Genomic DNA, 21,079 nt, shown 5'->3' with positions numbered 1-21,079 from the left:
ACCACGAAAGACGCCGTAAAGAAGAATCGTTACACACAGCTAAAATTTTCTACACAGAGCCAGAGTAACGATATGAAATTGGTAAATACTCAACGATGCGTCAGGCGACGGATCCATTCCGGCAGCATGAAAGCGGCCGCATGTATATCGGCATTGTAATAATCAGTCTGTATCGTACTGTGGCGGAATCTCTCCTCCACCACGTGCCGTGGGGCCGACCCCAAGGCCGTTCCGCGTGATCCCCAAGTCAGGGCCATAAAGCCGCCGACATACGTTGGCGTTACGGTCAGGTAACAACCCGAGTGCGAAAATACCTTACGCAACTGGGCCAAGGTTCCAGAGAGTTCTTCGGGCTGGAAGAAGGGAACACCATTCTGGAATACAACCACGCCGGTGTCGGTTAAGGATTCCCGCAGCAATTCATAAAACTCTGTCCGGAACAGCACCTCGGCAGGACCAATTGGATCAGGACGATCGGCAATGATCAGATCAAAAGCCCCCCTGTTCTCACCTTCCCGCATAAAATCAAAGGCGTCCCGCACGTGCAGAGTAAAGCGTGGATGATCAAAGGCCCCCTTATGGACAGAGGCAAGGTGCATCTTGCACAAGGCAACAACACGCTCATCGATCTCGCACATGTCAACATGAAGATCAGGGTGCTTCAGGGCCTCCTCGGCCACCGCGCCATCGCCACCGCCAATGATCAGCACACGCTTTACGCTCCCCGTCTCCAGAATTGGCAGATGGGTCAGCATCTCGGAATAACTGGCTTCATCCCTTTCGGTAATCTGGACATTCCCGTCCAGCACCATGACGCGCCCGACACTGGGCGTGTCAAAAATCTGGATATGCTGGAAAGACGACCTTTCATCAGCCAGCATGTCACCGTCTATGGCCATTGTCTGGGCATAACCGCGGTGAAGGGTCTCGGAAAATATGCGGCTCATCTTCTGGGTCCTGCACGTGTATCGGCCAAATGTACTGGTGCAGGGATATAGGGCACAGCACCAAAAAATAAAACCCCGAAAGAGAGGGATGCAACCCTAGGGATCCCCGGCACACCACCCGGCTTCCCAGAACGCGCCTTCCTGCTGTCTCAGGACGTCACACAGAAACGGCATCATGTCATCGGCAGCCTTGATTATAGACCAGGGCGGATTGACAAAAACAAGACCGCATCCATTCAGACGGGACGGGAAAAGATCAGGATAAACACAAAGCTCGACGAACCAAACCCTGGTTCCTGTCAAACTGGAAAGCGCTGCCCTGAATGCCCTGTGACTGTCCGGGTCCTTGACAGGGTACCAAAGAGCATAGGTCCCGCTGGCCCAGCGCTTCAGGCCATCCTGCACGGCACGCTCCATAAGCTGGAATTCGTCACGACGCTCGAACGGTGGATCAATCAACACCAACCCCCTGCGTTCGGGCGGTGGCAACATCGCCTTGATCGCCGCATAGCCATCGCAAGCCTGAACCCGTACGCGCGGATCACGACCCATATTGGCCGACAGCAAAGCCACATCATCAGGGTGCAGCTCGCACAGGGCCAAACGATCATTCTGCCGCATGGTTTCGCGAACGATATACGGGGACCCTGGGTAAAAACGGTCGGTATCACCACCAATACGGCGCACAAGCTTACAATAGGAAACCAGAGGATCCGGAACAGCCGCAACATCCAGAAGACGCCCTATTCCCTCGGTCCACTCCCCGGTCTTGCCGGCCTGCGCACCCTGCAAATCATAAAGCCCGGTCCCTGCATGGGTATCCAGAACAAAGAACGGTTTTTCTTTCTGCTTCAAATGCTCCAAGGCTATCAGCAGAAAAGCGTGCTTGAAGACGTCGGCAAAGTTTCCGGCGTGATAGGCGTGGCGATAATTCATAAGCTTGACATGTCAGGGGGGAACCAAGGAACACAGACATACAGTCCAATACCCTTAGCACCAAGGAAAAAAGCCTAGATCCCCATTTCAGAAAGCCCGACCAAGGCTTGGCGGATCACTTGACGACCACGCGTCATGACCATCTCCTGCCAATCGGGCGTATCCGGATAAAAGGCACGCCGCACAGCAGCCTTGACCACCCGTGTTCCCGGATCATGCCAGGACAGAGTCCGGCTGGTGCGATACAGCCCGTGATCTGCACGCAGGGCCGCAAAGACCTCTGCCCACGGCCAAGTCCCGAATTCCAGACCAAGCATACAACCACGTTCCCCAACAACGGGATGCCAGAAATAATCAGACAGACCATAGCGGGCAGGATGGGGTGTAGATACAGACAGCATCTCAGAAACACTGGCCCCGAACCACAAGCGAGCCATACGAGCCGCCCGTGACTCCGGAGAGTACGCAGAGGACAACCCACCATAGCCAAAGGGACCGGAACCGCTGCGGACGTCGACAACACACAGACTGGCACGCCCCGCAAGATCATAATCCCGGACCAAGGATTCCAGAACAATGCGCGACCAGGATGGGCCAGAACCACCATAGAACAAGCCTTCGGGGTGGCTGTACTGGCCTGATGCGAGAAGATGCTCTGCGACACCTTCCGTTTTGCTTTCGATAAAGGCTTTCAGATGATCATCTGCCTGAGCAAGAATTTTTGCATCCAGTGATGCCGGCACCACATCATCCGCCACGGTACTGTAAGCCGTGTCATCGGGAAGAGCCGAAGAGAAATCAATAAAGTTGCGATTCAGGTTTATGCCATCCTCGGTCACCTGCCGTAACCAAGCAAATCCCCATGGATTTATGGCGTGTATCAACATCACGGCACAACTGTCGGGCAAATGGCCGGGACCACCACCGGCCAACCAATCTGTCTGGATGGCCGATCCGCAAAACCCGTCAACACCATGGGTCGCCGATATCAACACCAGAACACGTCTTGCCGCACGCGGACCAGCCCATACCACGTCACAAGCCAACAATTCACCAAAGGGTCCTGTCAAGGCATGACGATGGCTGTCAACAGGCAAGCGCTCCCCCTCTGCAGCCAAGCAGAAATTACGCCGTGCCTCCTCATAGTTTGCAGGGAAAGCGGCCAAGAAACCAGGTAATGAATTCAGCTCTGCCTGTAACTGGTTCACCACATACATTCCCCTGTGGAAAATAAAAGTAAACAGATAAGACAGAATAAAATCATAAATGATCAGATCATATAACGCATTTACAGCAACCACAAAAATTCTTTAAATTTGTCTTTGTTGCAGCCATGAATCGATGTCGTGAAGAATGTAAAAGGAAACACGCACAAAGCGTGGTATCCAGCTTGATGTCTTCATGACCAGAGAGCCGGAAGGGTATCCGCAATGCTTGATCGCAGACTTACATACTCCGTACTGAAGATTATTGGCTTTGTCTTTACTGTCCTTATATGGATGACTCCGCTTGCAGGACAGGCCCAGTCCCCGGCCAATGAAACCTGGGTCTACTCTGTCCTCAGGGATAGCAATCCCATCGGGACGCACAGCATTGCATTCAATCGTCAGGGGGAAACAACTACTGTCCAGATCAAGACAGAGCTGGCCGTTCAGATCGCCTTTATCACGGCATTCCGCTATGAGCATGAGTCAACGGAAACGTGGAAAGGAAAGAAGCTGGCAAGCCTGGTATCAAAAACCAATGATGATGGCACACATCACAGTGTCTCGGTTACAGTGGCCAAGAACGCCCTGAACGTTACCGCAGACGGCACCGAGAAGCAGGTCCCGGCGGATACCCTTCTCCATAATCAGTGGAATCTGGATAACCTGACCCGCAAGACCCTGCTGTCCCCGTTTGATGGCAAAGTGCTGAACGTATCCTTTGCGGGACCGACCAACGAAACCATCGAGATCAACGGCAAAAGCTTCGATACCCGCCGCTACACCATGAGCGGGGATCTGGAGCGGACCTTCTGGTACAACAGCAAGGGGCAACTGGTCCGAACCGCGCTGAAATCACGCGGATCGGACATTACGTATGAACTGCGTTGATCACCGTGGTCGGCGGCGAAGTGCGCGTATTGCAAAACGACCGGGGTGCAACGCCTCATACAAATCGGTATCAAGGGGCAAGGGGGAACCATCACACAGGGCCCCCAATACCTCTGCCAAAAGGAAAGCGGTCTGAAAGCCCCGGGATCCAAGGGCACCCAGAACATACAGGCCATCAATCAAGGGAGCTTGGGGGTATGAGGTCCCGGGGCGGCCATGATGCAGGTCACGGTATGCTTCCTGCCAGTCCTTTACCCGGAACAAGGGCCCAACCATCGGCATATGGTCGGCAATGGTCGCCCTCAGCGCAATTCGCCCACCACACGGCTCCCTGCCCTGCAAACGATCTGCCACGGTCGGCAGATGATTGCCAAGTAGATCAAGAGACCGGCACGCATCATCAGCCCGTTCCATTGCCCAGCTGTTATCGCCGATATCAGCCCATCGGTCATAGGTTGCCCCCAGTACCCGCATACGGCCCGCATCACCGGTACTGGATACAGCCGGGGACAGATATCCGCCAAAAGACAAGGCAACATCGGGTAAACCCGGAACTTCCGGCATAAAGGCAATATGCCCACGGTTCGCCCGGACAGGCAGGTCAACCTCCGGACAAAGACGCGGAATATAAGGACCTGCCGCCAGTATAACGGCATCGGCTTCGACACCTGTTCCTTTCAGATGCCATCCGGAGGCCGTTCTGTCCAAGGCCGTAACCTCACCCTGCACCAAGGGAATATCTGCACTCAGGGCCTGACACACAGACAAGGGGCGGATAGACAAGGCATCGGGAAACCACAAGCCACCGGGCGACGAAGACACACCGATACCGGCAAGGGCATGCGCCTCTACAGAATCAACCGAAACAGCGACCCCCGGCGGCAGGGTAGGAGCAAGAGCCGCCATTTTCCCGTATTCATCAGCACTGCGGGCCACCGATAAAATACCCCGGCCAACCACCAGATCCAGATCCGGACACATCTTTTCCAGCTCGGCCATAACGCGCAGGGTATGCAGAAAAGCAAGGCCATAAAAGCGGCCGTGTATACCCTGATCCAAGGTCAGGCGTGGCTTCAGCAAACCACACGGGTTTCCCGAGGCACCCTGCCCCACCTGTCCGGCACGATCAACCAGGACCGGATCAAAGCCACGGCGTTTCAGGGCGGCAGCGGCACTACACCCCCCTATTCCCGCACCGATAATGGCAATGCTTGCTCCGGCACGCAAAGGAGCCGGGCGCCTGAACCAAGGATGCGGACAAGACGGTAATGACTGCTGCAAGACAGCAGCGATACATTCACGCTTGCGCCCATAGCCTCGACGTTTCTCGACACGGAATCCCAAGGACTCCAGCGTACGCCGTACCGGCCCCGCAGCCGTAAAGCTGGCAAGACGTGCCCCGAGCACAGACAAGGATGCAACAGATTGCAACACCTCGACACGCCACATATCTGGATTGCGGGATGGCGCAAAACCATCCAGAAACCAGGCATCAACACGGGCTGACAATCTGGCCAAAGCCGTACCAACCTCCCCGAACCGCAGGTGAAGGCGCACCCTGCCCTCTGCAAAGGTCAACACATGGGCACCCTGGAAAGCCCGGGGCCAAACAGCAACCAGTTGCTCTGCCAAGGATGCAAGGGCAGGAAAGGCTGACAAGGCACGGCACAAGGCATCCCTGGGCAAGGGAAAACCTTCGACAGAAACATAGTCCAGAAAGTGGCTGCGGGCAGGGTCATCCAGCCACGCCTTCCATGTCAGCAGAAAGTTCAGGCCTGTACCAAACCCGGTTTCGGCAATGGTATAGTGCGCCCGCCCTTGCCAGGATCGGGGAAGATCACACCCGTCCAGGAACACGTGACGGCTTTCAGCATCTCCGCCATCCACCGAAAAATAAACATCATCAAAAACACCGGAAACCGGCGTCTCGTCATCCCGCCAAACCAGACGGGGATCACCCAGGGTATCGCGCATAGGAACTCCGTTGCCTGCAACGGCCGCACCCTGCCACGAAACAGGCCGGGTGTCTTCCCCGGCCTGCATGATACATATTTTTCAGGAATGAGCCTGCAATCAGAGCCCGACCCACCAATAAAGAAAAACAAACAGGAAAATCCAGACAACATCAACAAAGTGCCAGTACCACTCGGCGAACTGGAACCCCAGATGCTTGGGCCCATCAAAATGGCCCAGCAAGGCCCGCGCCAGCATGACGCTCAGCATGCAAACCCCGATGAACACATGAAAACCGTGAAAACCTGTGGCCATATAAAATGTGGAAGGAAAAATACCCTCGCGGAAACCATATGTCAGAAGACCGTACTCCCACGCCTGAAGCCCCAGGAAAACCAGACCGAGGGCGATACTGGCAGCCAAACCCGCCACAAGGCGCCACCGCTGCCGCAGGGCAATGCCGCCCTTACCCCACATCAGGGTCAGACCAGATGTTATCAGAATCAGGGTATTCGCCAGTGGAAGCCCGAAGGCATGCGCTGTTTCAATACCAGCAGGAGGCCAGACACCGCCAATAACGGGACTGAAATGCAGGGCATTATGAAAATAGGCCCAGAAGAACGCCACAAAGAACATAACTTCCGAACCGATAAACAAAGCCATGCCCATTTGGAGACCATTTACCACCGGTGGGGTATGGGCCCTGTCAATACGGCTTTCCCGAATCACATCCCGCCACCACAGAACCATAGTCAACAGAACCAGGCCCAAACCACACAGCAGTATGAAAGGGGGCTCACCGTGCATATAGTCAACGCCACCCCATGCCATGACAAGGGCCCCCAAGGAACCAAGGGCAGGCCACGGGCTGGGATCTATGATGTGAAACGGATGGCTGCGGGCTGACGCGGCATGACTCATCACAAGACTCCTGATGACGTGGGGACAGGCATTCCATCCGGCTGATCCACAGGGGAAGATGCTGCAGAATCGCCCTCTCCCTCGGGAAGCCGGAAAAACGTGTAGGACAGGGTCATGGTTCCAACATCATTGACGTGTTGGTCCCAAACCATGGCGGGGTCAATACTGAACAGAACGGGCATGTCCATGGATTGACCTGGCTCCAGCCGCTGCTCCACAAAACAGAAGCATTCCTGCTTCACAAAATACTGGGCCGCCTTCATTGGTGTTACATTGAACGTGGCCGTACCCGAAACCGCTGCGGCGGATGTATTGGTCGCACGGTAGTGTACCAGAACGGGTTCCCCTACACGGACAGTGACCTCGCGATCCAAGGGAACAAACCGCCATGGCATATCGCGGTTGATATTGGCGTCAAACCGCACCTTGACCAAATGCGCACCAATCTCGCCAGAGGCTTGACCAATACGGGGAGTTCCTTCCAGTCCAGTCAAGGCACAGATCATCCGATAAGCCGGCACTGCTGCAAATGCAACACCGATCATAACAACGGCCAAGCCAGCAAACAGGAGGGCAGCACGGATATTGGCCCGCCTGCGATCCCGCGCAGCAGGATAGCCAAGTATCCGCGCATCCCCCCCGCGCATGGTCAGTGACCGCCAGCCGGAGTAATCTGCGGCGGGGTTTCAAAGCAATGTTCCGGCGGGGGGCTGGACAGAGTCCACTCCAAGGTTGTTGCCCCTTCTCCCCATGGGTTGGCTTCCGCACGGGCACCGGCAGCAAAGGTACGCCAGATAACCGCCAAGAACAAAAGCGCGCCCAAGCCAGAAATATAGGATCCTATAGAAGACACCATATTCCATCCTGCATAGGCATCCGGGTAATCAGGGATACGCCGCGGCATGCCCGAAATACCAAGAAAGTGCTGAGGGAAGAAGGTCAAGTTGACCCCGATGAACATAACCCAGAACTGGACCTGACCAAGGCGTTCCGGATACTGGCGCCCGCTCATCTTGCCAATCCAGTAGTAAAAGGCTGCAAACATGGCAAACAAGGCACCCAGAGACAAAACATAATGGAAATGGGCCACAACATAGTAAGTATCATGCAGGGAAATATCGACGCCGGCATTGGCCAGAACAACCCCTGTCACCCCACCAATCGTAAACAGAAAAATAAAGCCGATGGCATACAGCATGGAGGCAGTAAAGCGAATGGAACCTCCCCACATTGTGGCAATCCAGGAAAACACCTTGATACCGGTGGGAACAGCAATGGCCATGGTAGCAGCCGTAAAATAGGCACGGGTATTCACGGCTAATCCGGTTGAGTACATATGATGTGCCCAGACCAGAAAGCCAACAAGGCCGATAGAAACCATTGCGTACGCCATTCCCAGATAACCGAACACAGGTTTCTTGGAGAATGTTGAAACAATATGGCTGATAATGCCAAACGCCGGCAGAATCATGATGTAGACTTCAGGGTGCCCAAAGAACCAGAACAGGTGCTGGTAAAGCATCGGGTCACCACCACCCGCCGGATCAAAGAATGCCGTACCAAAATTCCGGTCTGTCAGCAGCATGGTCAGGGCACCGGCCAGAACAGGCAAACTGAAGACAAGCAAGAACGCTGTAACCAGCATAGACCACACAAACAAGGGCATACGGTGCATGGTCATGCCCGGCGCCCGCATGTTGATGATTGTCACAAGGAAATTGATAGCCCCAAGGATGGAACTAACACCCGCGATGTGCAGAGCCAGAATGGAAAGATCAACCGCACGCTCCCCCATATGCCCCAGGGTCGACAGCGGAGGATACAAAGTCCAGCCTGTACCAGGACCAAGACCACTGAGACCAGCAATAACCAGCAGAAGGAAGGATGGCGGCAACAGCCAGAAGCTGATGTTGTTCATACGCGGAAAAGCCATATCCGGCGCACCGATCATCAACGGCACAAACCAGTTGCCAAATCCGCCGATCAGACCAGGCATAACCATGAAGAAAATCATGATAAGACCATGAGATGTCAGGAATACATTATAGCTTTGGTAATTATCACCAAAGACCTGCATACCCGGGGCATGCAGCTCGGCCCGTATGGCCAATGACATAGCAGACCCAATCAATCCAGCCACGACGGCGAACACCAAATACATGGTGCCAATGTCCTTGTGGTTGGTCGAATAAACCCATCGCTTCCACCCTGTCGGGGACGCATGTCCGTGCCCCCCGGAATGCGTAGCTACCGTATGACTTTCCATAACGCTTTTCCCCTTGCGTTTCTTGTATCGGGTTTGTTGTCTCGGCGTACAACTGTTGCTAATGCGCGTTCAAGGCGACCGCATTCTCTCCACCACGCCCTGACGCGGCTGTTTCAGCAGCAACCCAACGATCAAAATCTTTTTTTGCAACAGCACGGACAGCAATCGGCATAAAGCCATGCTGAACACCGCACAGTTCCGAACACTGCCCATAATAGGTGCCCGGCTTTTCAATACGGATCCATGTCTCGTTCAAACGCCCGGGCATTGTATCCGTTTTCACACCAAGAGACGGAACAGCCCAGGAATGCAGAACATCTTCCGAAGTCAGAAGAACGCGGATTGTTGTACCAACCGGCACAACGGCTTCACGATCAACAGCAAGAAGGCGTGGCTCGCCCGACTGAAGCGACGCCCCATCCTTCATGAAGCTGTCAAAAGACAAGCCGCCGTGATCAGGATATTCATAAGACCAGTACCACTGATGCCCTGTTACTTTCAGGGTCATCTCGGCATCCTGTGCCTTGTCCATCATATAGAGGAGACGAAAAGAGGGAACCGCAATACTGATCAGAATAAGAACAGGTACAAGCGTCCACAGAACCTCTACCGTCACATTATGGCTGAACGTTGCCGGCACCGGGTTCCGGTTTGCGTTGAAACGCACGGCCACATAGCCAAGTAAACCAAGAACCAGAATAACGACCCCGGCCATAATCCAGGTAATAAAGTCATGCAGCGACGTGATGTGCTCCATGACCGGGGTTGCGGCCTTTTGGTATCCCATCTGCCATGGCTGCGGCTGTCCACCGTCAGCAGCCAGAGCTTGAACGGCTGAAAGACAATAAACCGCCATAAACGACAATACCGGTACAAAACCGACGCATGTTCTGTGCATAGAAGCCCCCCGGCCCCACTTTTTTCTGCCAAACACCTGCCTGCTTTCCCCACCGGCAGATGCTCTCTCCCCATCGTTCAATGACCAGCGGCACCAGAACCGTAACACGAATACGGGCCGCCGATCACGATCAACGATAACGCAGTATCATTGTCACCCCTTCTCTTTTCAAGAGGCTATGTCCACAAATCCCATAAAAAATATCTGCCATATACAGGCGTTCCGCATAGCATCCCCTCATGAAGGCTTGCAGACGCGAACAAGGATGTCACACAGAGGATTCCACACCACCACGGTGCGGCCCGATCAGGAAACAATAACATTCCGGAATTGCCACGGATCATCACGGTCCAGGCATTCATCAAAGAAACGACTACGTCCGTTCAAAGGTGTCCATGACGTATATGCCCCCTCCACAACACCAAGATAGGGCTCTGCAAGAGATAATATATCTTCATACGGTAAATCTTCTGCTTCAAGGATACCGGCATCCGGGTTCTCGATAGCCCATACAACGCCGGCCAGTACAGCTGCCGTAACTTGTAGCCCTGTTGCATTCTGGAAAGGGGCCAAACCACGCGCCGTTGCGATATCAAGCCGGGATCCATACCAGTAGGCATTCTTCTGATGTCCGAATAACAAGACACCCAACTCATCATGCCCATCCTGAATGTCATCAACAATCTGTACCGGTGTTTGCGGGGCATACCAGCCTTTTCCTGCAAGCTCATGCAGGCTGAGAACAGCGGCATCGCAAGGGTGATAGGCGTAGTGACATGTAGGGCGATACACAACACGGTCACCATTATGGACCGTCAGATAATCCGCCAATGAAATAGATTCATTATGGGTAATCAGGAACCCAACAAACGGTCCCTCGCACGGCGTCCACGTGCGCACCCGAACAGCGGCTCCGGGGCGATCCAGCCAGATGGCGGCCTTGCAGCCAAAGTCATGACAATGCCCACCCTGTGGCAAAGACTTCTCATGCGTTCCCCATCCCAGCTCTGCAGGTTGCAGACCTTCCGCAATAAAGCCATCAACAGACCAGGTATTGACAAACGTCATCCGCTCTTTCGGACGCGCCGATCGCTGGGTATCCCGCTCTGCAATATGAATGCCTTTTACACCCAGCTTGTGCGCCAACAAGGCCCACCCCGTACGCTCTTTCGGGGCCGTAATGGCAACGCCGGTGTCACGCGCGATGTGCAACAAGGCACGCTTGACAAAATGGCTCACCAATCCGGGATTGGCACCATGGGCCAGCAGGGCCGTCGGCCCTTTCCCATACTGGCCTGCCAGCAGAATGGCCTCTTCCCGGAGGGCATAATTGCTCCTCTGAGGCGGAGAAACTGCCGGGTCCGTATATCCACCGGCCCAAGGCTCTATACAGGTATCAATATAAAGGGCACCCCATTCCCGGGCCAAGGAAACCAGGGCAACCGAGCTGACATTCACCGACAGGTTCACGATAAAACCACTCCGCCCCTGCAACAGATGCGCCAAGGTCTGCCGCAAGTTGTCGGCATCCAGTGCCTGCTGGATAAAGCGTACGCCCATTTCTTCGGCGATACCGCGCCCCCTGTCATCTGCACTGACAACAGTAACGTCCTTGCCCGGCAGATCGATGTGCCTGAACAGAAGCGGCAAGAAGCCCTGACCGATACCACCAAAGCCAATAATGACAACAGGACCGTTAAAAACCGTCCGTCCAGGTACATACCCCATAGAATGCCCAACCCCTGAAAAAACTGAAGCAGCCCGAGGCCAACCCCATACTGGAATACAACACCCCATGCACCTACCATAGGTATATTGAGTCATCTATACATGGATATCTACGACCACAGGAAGCACAAAAGTGACGTAAAAAAACTGCCCCGGACTATGGCTCGGGGCAGTTGAATCAAAGAATAACACCGTGTTCAGATATAGAACGCTTTCAGAGGGGGGAAGCCGTTGAAAGCAACGGCCGAATATGTCGTTGTATAAGCACCGGCCGAGCCGATCAGCACCTTGTCTCCAATTTCCAGGGAAACAGGCAAAGGATAGGGTGTATGTTCATAAAGCACATCAGCAGAATCACACGTAGGACCCGCCAAGACACATGGTGCCAGCTCTGTGCCATCACGCGGCGTACGAATGGGATAGCGAATGGCCTCCCCCATTGTTTCCGCAAGCCCGCCAAACTTTCCGATATCCAGATACACCCAACGCAATTCATCCAGGCGGGACGACTTTCTTGAGATCAAAACGACTTCGGCCTGCAAAATACCTGCGTTGCCGACCATGCCACGGCCAGGCTCAATGATTGTTTCCGGCATACGGTTCCGGAAATGCCGGTGCAGGGCATCGCTGATTGCACGAGCGTAGCTGTCAACGTCAGGGATATCGCGCAGGTAACGAGCCGGAAACCCCCCTCCCATATTGACCATGGAGAGGTCGATGCCTTTTTCCGACAAGGCCTGGAAAATTTCCGCCACATGCTCCAAAGCGCGATCATAAGATCCAACATCACTCTGCTGCGATCCAACATGGAAGGAAATCCCGTAGGCACGCAAGCCAAGCGCATGGGCACAGACCATAAGCTCAACAGCCATCTCGGGCTCGCAGCCAAATTTGCGGGACAAGGGCCACTCGGCCCCTTCACAATCAAACAAAATACGGCAAAACACCCGCGCTCCCGGGGCAACACGGGCAATTTTCTCCAGCTCCTCATGGGCATCAAACGCAAAAAGCGTTATGCCCATCTGATAGGCTCGGGCAATATCGGCCTCTTTCTTGATCGTGTTTCCATAGGAAATACGATCCGGCGTTGCCCCTGCCGCCAGCGCCATTTCGATCTCGGGGACCGACGCTGCATCGAAACACGACCCGAGACCTGCCAGAAGCGACAGGATCTCCGGAGCCGGATTGGCTTTGATGGCATAGAAAACACGCGCATCGGGCAAACACGTGGCAAATGCCTGGTAATTGGCGCGGACCACATCAAGGTCTACAACCAAGCAAGGTCCTTCGGGACGGCGTGTTTCAAGGAAGTGATGAATTCTTTCAGTCATGGCAGCGAGCTTTCGGCTGTCAGGTTTCACGAAACCGGAAAACCACCCGGACAGCACCCCCATGCTTTTCCGGATATCCCGCAGGCCTCCGGCACCTGCAGGCGAATGGCAGTGCTTGCTGTTCGTGGCTGGCACACCAGGCAGCCGGGGGTTGCCGACTGTTGGGTCGTGGGGCCAGTTTTCGGATTGGGGAGAACCAACCCGCACGCTTGGCAATGATGTAAAGTGCCTCTTCAGTAACGCCAACGGTGGAAGGCTGGCGGAGACCAAAAAAGCCGCGTTACGTCGTTGCTTTAGGTCGCCTCCAAAGCCCCGGAAAATCAGGAACTATGGCTGTCGGGCGACGACGGGCACGTGCGAATACGGACAATGTCTCTGTAGCTCCGGACGACAGACAATGCAAACGGTTTTTGTGTTCCGGAATGCCGTACTTATGCACTCATAAAAGCGCAGGAATAAACTTTATAAAGCTATAGGGAGAAACAGGCCAGAAAAACAAGAGAAAGGGGAAAGATCCGAAGACATATTCCGGACATATCAGCTCGAAACAGGGTAAAAAGACCCCTCCTGATACACAAAAGGGGCTGACACATGCCAGCCCCCAGTGAACAGCCACAAAGAACGCTGCAATCAGCGCTTCGAGAACTGGAACGAACGACGGGCCTTGGGCTTGCCGTACTTCTTGCGCTCGACCACGCGGGGGTCACGGGTCAGGAACCCGGCAGCCTTCAGGGAAGGACGCAGCGCCGGATCAAACAGGGACAGGGCACGGCTGATGCCATGACGAATTGCCCCGGCCTGACCGGACAAACCACCACCGTTAACGGTGCACATCACATCAAACTGGCCGGACACATTGGCAACCGAAAATGGACGGTTGACCAGCATTCTCAGAACAGGACGCACAAGGTACTGCTCCAAGGACCGGCCATTCACAACAATCTTGCCGGAACCGGGCTTCACCCACACACGGGCAACAGCATCCTTGCGCCGACCGGTCGCATAGGAACGACCCTGTGCATCACGCTTCGGCTCGACTTTCGGCATCTCCATGACGGAGCCCTTCAAATCCGCGAGGGACATGGATTACGCGCTCCTCTTGTTCTTTGGATTACGGGCAGCCAAGTCCAGCACTTCAGGCTGCTGGCTCTCGTGCGGATGCTCGGCGCCGGCATAGACCCGAAGCTTCTTCAGCTGGGCACGGCCAAGCGGACCACGGGGCACCATACGCTCCACGGCTTTTTCAATAACACGGGCCGGGAAAGGACCTGTCAGAATCTGCTCCATGGTGCGGTCCTTGATGCCACCCGGATACCCGGTGTGCCAATAGAAGCGCTTCTGGGACAGCTTGCGACCGGTCAGGGCGACCTTCTCGGCATTGATGATGACCACATGGTCACCGGTGTCGATATGCGGGGTATAGATCGGCTTGTGCTTGCCCCGCAGTATATTGGCGACGGTGGCAGCAAGACGGCCCAGAACGACGCCTTCGGCATCGATCACATACCACTTGCGGGACACATCCGTCGGCTTAGCGGAATAGGTTTTCATGGCTCTCACTTCATTTATCGCCGGGTGCAGGCACCACAAGCCAGCACCCCGGTGAAACCAGGAGCGCGGAGTATGCCACGAAGAAAGAAGACGTCAACCAAAATTAATCCTTTTATATCAAAGCTCTAATAGTGAGGTTTTATAATACCCTTCCCGAGGACCGCATAAAGCAAGGCATTCCAGGGATTATGTGCACAACACATTGCAATCACCCAAACATGACAACGCCCCGAAAGCAGTATCTGTAACGGGGTACGCGCCCTATACTGGAAAAAGCCTGCCGTCCTGAAAGAAAAGGGAATTCCGTCCGTGGAAACGGCACACCACCTTATCCTGATTGGTGGCAGCCTCCTGCTGGTTGCAATTCTTACTGGCGCCTTGTCAACGCGCATCGGCGCCCCTTTGCTTCTGGTCTTTCTGGGATTTGGCATGCTGGCGGGCGAAGATGGCCCCGGGGGCATCCGCTTTTCTAACTTCGAGGCCATTTACACAGCGGCCTCGGTTGCCGTTGCCATTATCCTGTTCGATGGAGGATTGCGGACATCATTCAGGTCTGTACGGCGATCGTGGGGGCGGGCCGCCGCACTGGCAACGGTGGGCGTTGTGGTCACGGCCATCATAACCGGCATAACCGCCTGGATTGCCTTTGACAGCGGCGTTCTTGTAGCCCTTCTGACCGGTACGGTCGTTGCCTCAACAGATGCGGCTGCGGTCTTTCTCCTGCTACACCAACAAGGATCGGCCGTCCGGGAGCGAGTGTCCTCGACACTTGAACTGGAGTCAGGGGCCAACGATCCCATGGCTGTCCTCCTGACCGTTACGCTGGTAGGCATGATCCTGACCAATGGGTCAACCACTGACTCCCTTGTCACCGCAGGTCTGTCACTCCTTCAAGCCTTCAGCGTGGGCACGGCAATCGGCATTGGCGGGGGGGCCGCCCTGGCCTTTCTGGTCAATCGCACTCTGCTGGCCCCAGGCCTATACCCTGTCATGCTGATTGCGGGCGCCCTGTCACTTTATGGAATCAGCCACGTTATGGGTGGCTCTGGTTTCCTGACCGTCTATCTGGCCGGCATCGTTGCGGGCAACCAGCGGCTACGGGCACAAAGCGTCATTCTCCGTTTCCACGATGGCATTGCCTGGGTCAGCCAGCTTGTCCTTCTGGTTGGACTGGGGCTTCTGGTCACTCCGCACCAGCTCCTGCCCGATCTAGTACCGGCCTTGGCTATCGCACTGACCATGGTTTTCATTGCCCGACCGGTGGCGGTGGCCCTGTGCCTTGCTGGCAGCCGCTTTGCACTGCGGGAGAGGGCCTTTATTGCCTGGGTTGGCCTGCGGGGCGGGGTTCCGATTTATCTCGCCATCATCCCTGTTCTGGCCGGAATTCCGGAAGCCCAGCGCATTTTCAACATTACCTTTACGGTCGTCCTTGTCTCCCTGACCCTGCAGGGGTGGACCATTGGCCTGGCAGCGAGGCTGCTGAAAATTGAGATCCCCCCGGCCCCGGCACAGGAGGGACGCCTTGAGGTCGATATCCCGTCAAACCTGGACCGGGATATTGTTGGTTACACCGTCGGGGAAAGCTGCCCCATGGCCGGTAGGCCTGTCTCAGAACTCAGCCTCCCCCAGCGAACGCGTATTCTGGCTGTCCTGCGATCTGGCCTTGTCGTGCCCGAACGCATGCTGCATACCCTGAAAACCGGTGACTTTGTGCTGTTCCTGGCACCACCGGAACATAGCCTGACCCTTGATCGACAATTCCTGTCCAATAGCCGGAAGAAAAGTAATACAGCCCTCGGGGACTTTGTTATCCCCGGAGCGACCGCACTGGGCCCCGTCTCTTTGGCATACGAAATACCCGTCGATGGGCCTGTCGAAGGCGTCACGATTGCAGAATGGCTGAGGGAGCACTTGGCTGACACTCCATCGGTCGGAGATGCGGTATCAGCAGGCCCGGTAGAGCTTGTTGTTGTGCAAACGGAAGGTGACGAGATCATCTCTGTCGGCATTCGCCTTGACCCGACACGCTCTGACCTGTGGGACAAAATTCTGCGATACCTGCCCCGATGGCTGCGGGTGCATATACATACGCACGAGTAAGCGCAGCAGCCGGCAATGGAGATCATGGCGATGGACAAAAGCCCCATGCACTTCCGTCACACACCAGACCGACTTCCACAGGATCCCCACGCCCTGATTGCCTATCCGGATTCCGTTCTGCGCAGCATTCTTGAAACCGTGCGCGTTATTGCCATGGTGGGGGCTTCTGACAGGCCGGAACGCCCAAGCTACGGCGTGATGTCCTTTCTGCAAAAGAAAGGGTACCGGGTCATCCCGGTCAATCCATCACTGGCCGGTCAAACCCTGTTGGGGGAGCAGGTCTTTGCATCCCTGGGCGATATCCCCCATGACTTTGACATGGTGGATATTTTCCGGAAAAGCGATGCCGTACCCGGCATTGTGGACGAGGCCATCCGCCTGGCGCAACAGCGCCATATAAAGATCATATGGATGCAGATCGGCGTACGGAACGACCACGCTGCGTCCACGGCCGAAGCCGCGGGCCTGTCCGTCATCATGAACCGCTGCCCGAAACAGGAATATCCCCGCGTCATGTCACCCTGATCAGACGCGGGAACCAGACATCCATTCACACCATATCACACGTTCAGCAGAAGGAACTCACGCTCCCAAGAGCTGATGACATCCTGATAGGCATCCCACTCCGCCCACTTCACCGCCGTGAAAGCGGCGCCGAACAAATCCCCCAGGTGCTCGTGCAGACGCTGTGCCTTCTGGAACTTCTCAATGGCATCAGGCAGATGCTTCGGCAGATCATGAGCCTTGGTATAGCCTGATCCCGTTATCGGGTTTGATGGCTCCAGACGCTCCACCATGCCCAGATAGCCACACAGCAGCGATGCCGCAATTGCAAGATAGGGATTGGCATCTGCTCCGGACAAGCGGTTCTCGATGCGGGTGTCGCCGGCTTCTGAGTTGGGCACACGCAAACCAACCGTCCGGTTGTCACGCCCCCAGTGCATGTTGATCGGGGCCGAGAAGTTCTTCACCAGCCGCCTGTAACTGTTGACGTGCGGCGCCAGAAGCAACATGGCCTGGGGCAGGTAGGTTTGCAAACCGCCAATATGCCAACGGAAGAGATCACTTTCCCTGCCATCCCGGTCAACAAACAGGCTGAGCCTGCTGTCACGTTCAACCACAGACTGATGCAGGTGCATGGCACTGCCCGGCTGTCCCTCCAAGGGTTTGGCCATAAAGGTCGCGTACACATTGTGACGCAGCGCTGTCTGATGCACCGTACGCTTGAACAGGAAAACCTGGTCCGCCAGATCCAGGGGGTCTCCATGCTCGAAATTGATCTCCATCTGCGCAGGCCCGGACTCGTGATGGAGCGTATCGACATCAAGCCCTTGGGCTTCTGCATAGTCATACACGTCCTCGAACAGAGGATCGAATTCGTTGACCGCATCGATCCCGAAAGCCTGACGCCCGATTTCAGCCCGGCCTGAACGCCCGATGGGGGGCTCCAGAGGATAGTCAGGGTCCGTGTTGACCTTGACCAGATAAAACTCAAGCTCGGGGGCAATGACAGGGGCCCATCCCTTTTCCTCATACAGGCGCAACACCCGGCGAAGAACGTGGCGGGGCGCAATATCAACCGCACTGCCATCCCTGTAATAGCAATCGTTGATAACCTGGCAGGTTGGCTCGTCGTACCATGGAACGACTCGAACTGTGGATGGATCAGGACGCAAATACATGTCCTGATCCACATCCTCCATCACATCCTCTTCGGGGTAATCCCCCGTGATTGTCTGAATAAACAAACTTTCAGGCAAACGCAGCCCACGGTCTTTCAGACCAGCAATAAATTTGTGGGCAGGTAATATTTTACCCCTTGGCACGCCAGCCAGATCGGGAACAAGGCATTCCACTTCGGTCATGCCTCGCTCTGTGATCCACCGGACCAGATCTTCTGTTGTCAGGGGCCCTCCACCATCGGTAGAGGAAGGAGAAGAGGCCGGGGCGCCGCTCGGCGCGGCTTCGGTCTCAGACATGCAACGCCTCGTCTGTAAAGTCATACACTGGCAGATGATAGCCCGACATCCCCCGCAGAGACAACCATGACAACAGACGAAAACAGCCGTATGTACACGCGAAACGGGCGGACGTAGAATGAGCGGATGCCCGTGCCGTGATCCATATACGGCGTCCGGGACTTCCGGGGGGAGGAGGACCAAGCCATGGATTATGCCGTTCTGACGGGGCTGACGGTATCCGTTGCCGCCTTGGTTATCGGCCTGTTCTTCCTGCTTTCGTATCTGTCATCCCTTGTCAAATCAGCCTATCAGATAAAGGTGGAACTCCGCTCTGACATGGAGAAAAACCTGCGCCATATTCGGGATGAGCTTGGAAAACAGTCGCGCCTGGTGCGCACAGAGCTTGTCAAGGATGTCAGCAGGATCCGCCGGTCGCTGGAACAGGACAGCGCGGTACGCGTTGATCGCATGGAACACGACCTGCGCGCCACAACAGAAGAAAGCATACGCAAACACGAAGCTGCCGTACGTGAGCATATGAGCATCATTGCGTCGCGCCTTGCACAGATTGAGGATGATATATCGCGCGCTTACAAGAATACAGCACGGCAACAGGCACCACGCAAAGTACAGCGTGACACGACACGAAGACCCGGCCAGGACTCCAGGGAAGCCGGAGCCAGAGCAGCACACATGATGGAGCTGTTACAGGCCCGACAAGAACAGGCTGAAACCAAGGCCACAGATCAGACACCACCCCTTCCCCAGCCGGTTGACTTGCCGGATTTCGGTAATCCAACCCGACAGTAAAAAAAACTGATGCTGTCTTACTTGGGGAACTCAGGAGAGTTGACTACGGATCCAGGCATCCATATCCCCAGCCTCCTTGCGGGTCACGTGCAATCCCAAACGGGACCGTCGCCACAGCACATCGTCTGCGCTGCGGGCCCATTCATGCTGGATCATCCACTGCAGCTCCCGGGCGGTCAGGCCTGCACCGAAAGCCTCACCAAGATCGGACCAGCACGACGCGTCAGCCAAAAGATCGTTCACACACGTACCATATGCACTGAAAAGACGGTGCGCCTGACGCGCGTTCAGAAAAGGATAAGCCCTCAACAGATCTGCAACGTGCCTGTCAAAGTCAACGGGATCAAAATCACCACCCGGCAGACAGGAAACCTCTGTCCATGATGGGCCAAGATCGGGAAAGAACTCACGCAGACGTTCAAGGGCTGATTCGGCCAGCTTGCGGTACGTCGTTATCTTGCCACCAAAGACGTGAAGAACAGGGGCTAAATCAGGAGACCTGTCAACACGCAGGACATAATCACGCGTCACGGCATGAGACGCCGAGGCACCATCGTCATACAAAGGCCGAACGCCGGAATATGTCCAGACAACATCCGAAGGACAAACTGAATAGCGAAAATAACGTGAAACCGCCGCGCATAGATACGCCGTCTCCTCCCCCGAACAGCAGGCATCCGATGGGTCACCACTGTAATCCAGATCTGTTGTGCCAATCAGGGTAAAATCATCTTCAAAAGGCAGGGCAAAAATAACACGGCGATCGGTGTGCTGAAGGACGTAGGCTTTTTCATGGCTGAACAGCTTGGGAACCACAATGTGACTTCCACGGACCAAGCGCACCTTCTCTCTCGGGCCTGCATGAGACGATGCACCATCAATCACGTTGGCCATAACATCATTCACCCATGGTCCGGATGCATTGACCAGAACTTTTGCCCATACATCACGTTCACGGGATGAATCACGTGACACGACAGTCAGGTGCCACCCTCCTGCATCACGGCGGGCCCTGATACACCGTGTACCACTGTCAATAACAGCACCGCGCCCGGCCGCATCGCGCGCATTAAGGATTACCAGCCGTGCATCATCCACCCAACAGTCGGCATACTCAAACCCCTTCTGAAAAGCCGGCAACAGGGGCACACCGGACGGATCAGCTCGTAAATCCAGGGCACGGGATGCAGGCAAAAGCTGCCGTTGCCCCAAAAAATCGTACAGGAAAAGACCAAAACGCAGGAGCCAGTACGGGCGCAAACCCGGTGCCCAAGGAAGGATAAAGGACAGGGGGCGAACAAGGTGCGGAGCGGACCGCAACAAAACATCCCTTTCAGCCAGAGACTCCCGAACCAGGCGAAACTGCATATGTTCAAGATAACGCAAGCCACCATGAATCAATTTGGTACTGGCCGATGAGGTTGCTGACGCGAGGTCATCACGCTCGCACAAATACGTCGACAAGCCACGTCCGGCAGCATCCCGCGCAATACCACACCCATTAATGCCGCCACCAATAACGGCAAGATCATAGGGTGCGTTATACGCTGCCATTGCATACCCCTTACGTTGTTCCCGGTC

At 55.4% G+C, this 21,079-nt stretch carries 18 protein-coding genes; 4 read left to right on the top strand and 14 right to left on the bottom strand.

What is annotated here, in order from left to right; all coding sequences use genetic code 11:
* Positions 1 to 89 precede the first annotated feature (89 nt).
* From speE to HEQ60_RS00445, 3 genes are all read right to left on the bottom strand, one after another.
* Positions 90 to 947 (bottom strand): polyamine aminopropyltransferase, encoded by an 858-nt coding sequence (gene speE, locus HEQ60_RS00455; RefSeq protein ID WP_168068458.1) that lies wholly within the window; start codon positions 945 to 947, stop codon positions 90 to 92.
* Between the two features lie 96 nt (positions 948 to 1,043).
* Complete coding sequence (locus HEQ60_RS00450) at positions 1,044 to 1,883, bottom strand: 23S rRNA (adenine(2030)-N(6))-methyltransferase RlmJ (protein ID WP_168068457.1); 840 nt, start codon at positions 1,881 to 1,883, stop codon at positions 1,044 to 1,046.
* A 74-nt stretch (positions 1,884 to 1,957) separates the two neighbouring features.
* On the bottom strand, positions 1,958 to 3,100 hold the full coding sequence (locus tag HEQ60_RS00445) for a DUF2817 domain-containing protein (RefSeq protein WP_168069059.1): 1,143 nt from the start codon (positions 3,098 to 3,100) through the stop codon (positions 1,958 to 1,960).
* Positions 3,101 to 3,313: 213 nt separating this feature from the next.
* Between HEQ60_RS00445 and HEQ60_RS00440 the strand changes: the two genes are divergently transcribed.
* On the top strand, positions 3,314 to 3,979 hold the full coding sequence (locus HEQ60_RS00440) for a DUF6134 family protein (protein WP_168068456.1): 666 nt from the start codon (positions 3,314 to 3,316) through the stop codon (positions 3,977 to 3,979).
* Here HEQ60_RS00440 and mnmC read toward each other — a convergent pair whose 3' ends face one another.
* The 9 genes from mnmC to rplM form a co-directional block, all read right to left on the bottom strand.
* Complete coding sequence (gene mnmC, locus HEQ60_RS00435; protein ID WP_168068454.1) at positions 3,980 to 5,953, bottom strand: bifunctional tRNA (5-methylaminomethyl-2-thiouridine)(34)-methyltransferase MnmD/FAD-dependent 5-carboxymethylaminomethyl-2-thiouridine(34) oxidoreductase MnmC; 1,974 nt, start codon at positions 5,951 to 5,953, stop codon at positions 3,980 to 3,982.
* A 99-nt stretch (positions 5,954 to 6,052) separates the two neighbouring features.
* Entirely contained in the window at positions 6,053 to 6,853 is an 801-nt protein-coding gene (locus HEQ60_RS00430; protein WP_168068452.1) for a cytochrome c oxidase subunit 3, read from the bottom strand.
* Entirely contained in the window at positions 6,853 to 7,500 is a 648-nt protein-coding gene (locus HEQ60_RS00425; RefSeq protein ID WP_168068450.1) for a cytochrome c oxidase assembly protein, read from the bottom strand. Before HEQ60_RS00425 ends, HEQ60_RS00430 begins: the two co-directional genes overlap by 1 nt.
* 2 nt (positions 7,501 to 7,502) lie before the next feature.
* A complete protein-coding gene (gene ctaD, locus HEQ60_RS00420; RefSeq protein ID WP_168068448.1) occupies positions 7,503 to 9,119 on the bottom strand; it encodes a cytochrome c oxidase subunit I in 1,617 nt (538 codons plus the stop codon).
* Positions 9,120 to 9,177: 58 nt separating this feature from the next.
* The gene (gene coxB / locus HEQ60_RS00415) at positions 9,178 to 10,017 is read right to left on the bottom strand and encodes a cytochrome c oxidase subunit II (RefSeq protein WP_168068446.1); all 840 of its coding nucleotides are present in this window, start codon (positions 10,015 to 10,017) and stop codon (positions 9,178 to 9,180) included.
* A 306-nt stretch (positions 10,018 to 10,323) separates the two neighbouring features.
* Positions 10,324 to 11,745 (bottom strand): homospermidine synthase, encoded by a 1,422-nt coding sequence (locus HEQ60_RS00410; RefSeq protein WP_168068444.1) that lies wholly within the window; start codon positions 11,743 to 11,745, stop codon positions 10,324 to 10,326.
* 197 nt (positions 11,746 to 11,942) lie between these two features.
* The gene (locus HEQ60_RS00405) at positions 11,943 to 13,076 is read right to left on the bottom strand and encodes a type III PLP-dependent enzyme (RefSeq protein ID WP_168068442.1); all 1,134 of its coding nucleotides are present in this window, start codon (positions 13,074 to 13,076) and stop codon (positions 11,943 to 11,945) included.
* A gap of 630 nt (positions 13,077 to 13,706) precedes the next feature.
* Positions 13,707 to 14,159 (bottom strand): 30S ribosomal protein S9, encoded by a 453-nt coding sequence (gene rpsI, locus HEQ60_RS00400; RefSeq protein ID WP_168068440.1) that lies wholly within the window; start codon positions 14,157 to 14,159, stop codon positions 13,707 to 13,709.
* A 3-nt stretch (positions 14,160 to 14,162) separates the two neighbouring features.
* The gene (rplM, locus tag HEQ60_RS00395) at positions 14,163 to 14,627 is read right to left on the bottom strand and encodes a 50S ribosomal protein L13 (protein ID WP_168018617.1); all 465 of its coding nucleotides are present in this window, start codon (positions 14,625 to 14,627) and stop codon (positions 14,163 to 14,165) included.
* A 309-nt stretch (positions 14,628 to 14,936) separates the two neighbouring features.
* On the opposite strand from rplM, the gene HEQ60_RS00390 reads away from it, so the two are divergent.
* The gene (locus HEQ60_RS00390) at positions 14,937 to 16,727 is read left to right on the top strand and encodes a potassium/proton antiporter (RefSeq protein WP_168068438.1); all 1,791 of its coding nucleotides are present in this window, start codon (positions 14,937 to 14,939) and stop codon (positions 16,725 to 16,727) included.
* A 30-nt stretch (positions 16,728 to 16,757) separates the two neighbouring features.
* Complete coding sequence (locus tag HEQ60_RS00385; RefSeq protein ID WP_245183671.1) at positions 16,758 to 17,252, top strand: CoA-binding protein; 495 nt, start codon at positions 16,758 to 16,760, stop codon at positions 17,250 to 17,252.
* 35 nt (positions 17,253 to 17,287) lie between these two features.
* Here HEQ60_RS00385 and HEQ60_RS00380 read toward each other — a convergent pair whose 3' ends face one another.
* Positions 17,288 to 18,592, bottom strand: coding sequence for a glutamine synthetase family protein (locus tag HEQ60_RS00380; protein WP_066136764.1), 1,305 nt, complete (start codon positions 18,590 to 18,592; stop codon positions 17,288 to 17,290).
* 300 nt (positions 18,593 to 18,892) lie between these two features.
* Between HEQ60_RS00380 and HEQ60_RS00375 the strand changes: the two genes are divergently transcribed.
* Positions 18,893 to 19,498, top strand: coding sequence for a hypothetical protein (locus HEQ60_RS00375; RefSeq protein WP_168068434.1), 606 nt, complete (start codon positions 18,893 to 18,895; stop codon positions 19,496 to 19,498).
* A 30-nt stretch (positions 19,499 to 19,528) separates the two neighbouring features.
* Here the strand turns inward: HEQ60_RS00375 and glpD are convergent, their stop codons facing one another.
* Positions 19,529 to 21,052: a glycerol-3-phosphate dehydrogenase gene (glpD, locus tag HEQ60_RS00370; protein ID WP_168068432.1), complete on the bottom strand. Its 1,524-nt coding sequence runs from the start codon at positions 21,050 to 21,052 to the stop codon at positions 19,529 to 19,531.
* Positions 21,053 to 21,079: the final 27 nt, after the last annotated feature.

The organism is Haematospirillum sp. H1815 (assembly GCF_012102705.1).
In the GTDB taxonomy this organism is placed as follows: domain Bacteria; phylum Pseudomonadota; class Alphaproteobacteria; order Rhodospirillales; family Rhodospirillaceae; genus Haematospirillum.
Note: the sequence above shows the minus strand (reverse complement) of the source record. Positions and strands in the feature narration are given on the sequence as shown.

Excerpts from the sequence above, each read along its gene's own strand:
- HEQ60_RS00375 (WP_168068434.1), top strand. The coding sequence starts at position 18,893 with ATGGATTATGCCGTTCTGACGGGGCTGACGGTATCCGTTGCCGCCTTG.
- HEQ60_RS00430 (WP_168068452.1), bottom strand. The coding sequence starts at position 6,853 with ATGAGTCATGCCGCGTCAGCCCGCAGCCATCCGTTTCACATCATAGAT.
- rpsI (WP_168068440.1), bottom strand. The coding sequence starts at position 14,159 with ATGTCCCTCGCGGATTTGAAGGGCTCCGTCATGGAGATGCCGAAAGTC.
- glpD (WP_168068432.1), bottom strand. The coding sequence starts at position 21,052 with ATGGCAGCGTATAACGCACCCTATGATCTTGCCGTTATTGGTGGCGGC.
- HEQ60_RS00425 (WP_168068450.1), bottom strand. The coding sequence starts at position 7,500 with ATGCGCGGGGGGGATGCGCGGATACTTGGCTATCCTGCTGCGCGGGAT.
- HEQ60_RS00440 (WP_168068456.1), top strand. The coding sequence starts at position 3,314 with ATGCTTGATCGCAGACTTACATACTCCGTACTGAAGATTATTGGCTTT.
- speE (WP_168068458.1), bottom strand. The coding sequence starts at position 947 with ATGAGCCGCATATTTTCCGAGACCCTTCACCGCGGTTATGCCCAGACA.
- rplM (WP_168018617.1), bottom strand. The coding sequence starts at position 14,627 with ATGAAAACCTATTCCGCTAAGCCGACGGATGTGTCCCGCAAGTGGTAT.
- mnmC (WP_168068454.1), bottom strand. The coding sequence starts at position 5,953 with ATGCGCGATACCCTGGGTGATCCCCGTCTGGTTTGGCGGGATGACGAG.
- coxB (WP_168068446.1), bottom strand. The coding sequence starts at position 10,017 with ATGCACAGAACATGCGTCGGTTTTGTACCGGTATTGTCGTTTATGGCG.
- HEQ60_RS00450 (WP_168068457.1), bottom strand. The coding sequence starts at position 1,883 with ATGAATTATCGCCACGCCTATCACGCCGGAAACTTTGCCGACGTCTTC.
- HEQ60_RS00380 (WP_066136764.1), bottom strand. The coding sequence starts at position 18,592 with ATGACCGAAGTGGAATGCCTTGTTCCCGATCTGGCTGGCGTGCCAAGG.
- HEQ60_RS00385 (WP_245183671.1), top strand. The coding sequence starts at position 16,758 with ATGGACAAAAGCCCCATGCACTTCCGTCACACACCAGACCGACTTCCA.
- ctaD (WP_168068448.1), bottom strand. The coding sequence starts at position 9,119 with ATGGAAAGTCATACGGTAGCTACGCATTCCGGGGGGCACGGACATGCG.
- HEQ60_RS00445 (WP_168069059.1), bottom strand. The coding sequence starts at position 3,100 with ATGTATGTGGTGAACCAGTTACAGGCAGAGCTGAATTCATTACCTGGT.
- HEQ60_RS00405 (WP_168068442.1), bottom strand. The coding sequence starts at position 13,076 with ATGACTGAAAGAATTCATCACTTCCTTGAAACACGCCGTCCCGAAGGA.
- HEQ60_RS00410 (WP_168068444.1), bottom strand. The coding sequence starts at position 11,745 with ATGGGGTATGTACCTGGACGGACGGTTTTTAACGGTCCTGTTGTCATT.